Below are 1,213 nucleotides of genomic sequence, written 5' to 3'. Positions count from 1 at the left end.
GTTCCCCCACAGAGACCCCCAGAGGCCCCCGATGACGTCGATGCCGATGCAGCCGATGCAGCAGCAGCCCCGGCACCACCTGCCCGCCGGTCTGCCCGCCGGTCTGCCCGTCGACCTCGACGAAGCCGTCCACCGGTGTCTCGTCGCGGGCTTTGACGGCACCAGTGGCGTCCCGCACACCCTCAAGCGGCTCATCGACCGGGGCCTCGGCGGGGTCATCCTCTTCACCCGCAACGTGCGCGACGCGGAGCAGGTCCGCCGTCTCACCGACGAGCTGCGCGCCCTGCGCCCCGATCTGCTCATCGCCATCGACAACGAGGGCGGCGGCGTCGGCCACCTCGCCGCCGCGGGCGCCCCCGAGGTGCCCGGCTCGTACGCCCTCGGCGTCGTCGACGACCCGGACCTCACCGCCCGCTGCGCCGACGCCCTCGCCGGGCACCTCGCCTCGCTCGGCATCACCGTCTCGTACGCCCCGGTGGCCGACCTCCAGCGCCACCCCGGCAACCCGATCGTCCGCACCCGCTCCTTCGGCGCCGATCCGGAACTCGCCGCCCGTCACCTCCGCGCCTGGATCACGGCCACCGAGGCACGCGGCATCGCCTCCTGCGCCAAGCACTTCCCCGGCCACGGCGGCACGGTGACCGACAGCCACCACGAGATCGCGGTCGACCGGCGGTCGTACGACGAGATACGCGCCGATGTCGAGCCGTTCCGGGCGGCCGTGGCGGCGGGCGTGCCGATGCTGATGAGCGCGCACGTGGTGTACCCGGCGCTGGATCCGGAACGGCCCGCGACGCTCAGCCGCCGCATCCTGGGCGACCTGCTCCGGCACGAACTCGGCTTCGACGGGGTCCTGGTCAGCGACGCGCTGGAGATGAAGGCGATAGCCGACCGGTACGGCGAGGCGCCCGGCGCCCGGCTCGCCCTCGCCGCCGGCGCCGACCAGGTGATCGTGGCGGTACCGGACCTGGCGACCACCCTGGACTGCCGGGACACGGTGATCGGCGCGCTGCGCGACGGCACCCTGCTGGAGGAGCGGGTGCGGGAGGCCGCCGGACGGGTACGGAGGCTGGCGGAGCGGTATACGGGGGCCGTGGCGGAGGGCGCGGGGGATGGGTCCGTCGCGCCGTGGGACGCGGGTGCGGGGCTTGAGGCGGCTCGGCGGGCCGTACGGGGTGGCGCCGCTGGTTCCGGGGGCGGGACGGTGCCCGTG

1 protein-coding gene is annotated in these 1,213 nt (G+C 75.1%); it reads left to right on the top strand.

The features are described 5' to 3' along the window. Positions 1-46 precede the first annotated feature (46 nt). Positions 47-1,213, top strand: a 1,167-nt coding sequence (gene nagZ, locus AOK08_RS41320) for a beta-N-acetylhexosaminidase (protein ID WP_055535651.1), incomplete at its 3' end; no start/stop codon positions are given.

It is taken from the genome of Streptomyces graminilatus (genome assembly GCF_001418565.1).
GTDB classification, from domain to species: Bacteria; Actinomycetota; Actinomycetes; order Streptomycetales; family Streptomycetaceae; genus Streptomyces; species Streptomyces graminilatus.
The sequence above is the reverse complement of the archived record's forward strand: the minus strand, read 5'-3'. Positions and strand labels throughout refer to the sequence as shown.